Below are 301 nucleotides of genomic sequence, written 5' to 3'. Positions count from 1 at the left end.
CGACGGGCGCCACCCCGGGCACCGGTGGTTTCCAGTCGCCGCAGATCCCGGGCATGCCGGGTGCCGGTTCGCCCGGCGCGGGTGCGGGCAGTGGCGGTTCCGGTGTGCCGGAGGCTCCTGACTCGAAGGGCCTGGTGGACGGGGACGCGTCGGACTGGGAGTCGCCGTCGCTCGGCGGTGTCGAGGTGCCGGGCTCGTCGTCCGGCGCCACCCCCGGCTCCGGCGGCAGCGGTCTCCAGGCGCCGATGATGCCGGGCATGCCCGGTGCCGGTTCGCCCGGCGCGGGTGCGGGCAGTGGCGG

1 pseudogene is annotated in these 301 nt (G+C 77.7%); it reads left to right on the top strand.

The window, feature by feature from the left end:
* A pseudogene (locus WH85_RS52110) lies at positions 1-301 on the top strand (hypothetical protein); the annotation flags it as partial.

Source organism: Actinoplanes rectilineatus (assembly GCF_000962825.1).
In the GTDB taxonomy this organism is placed as follows: Bacteria; Actinomycetota; Actinomycetes; order Mycobacteriales; family Micromonosporaceae; genus Actinoplanes; species Actinoplanes rectilineatus.
The sequence above is the reverse complement of the archived record's forward strand: the minus strand, read 5'-3'. Positions and strand labels throughout refer to the sequence as shown.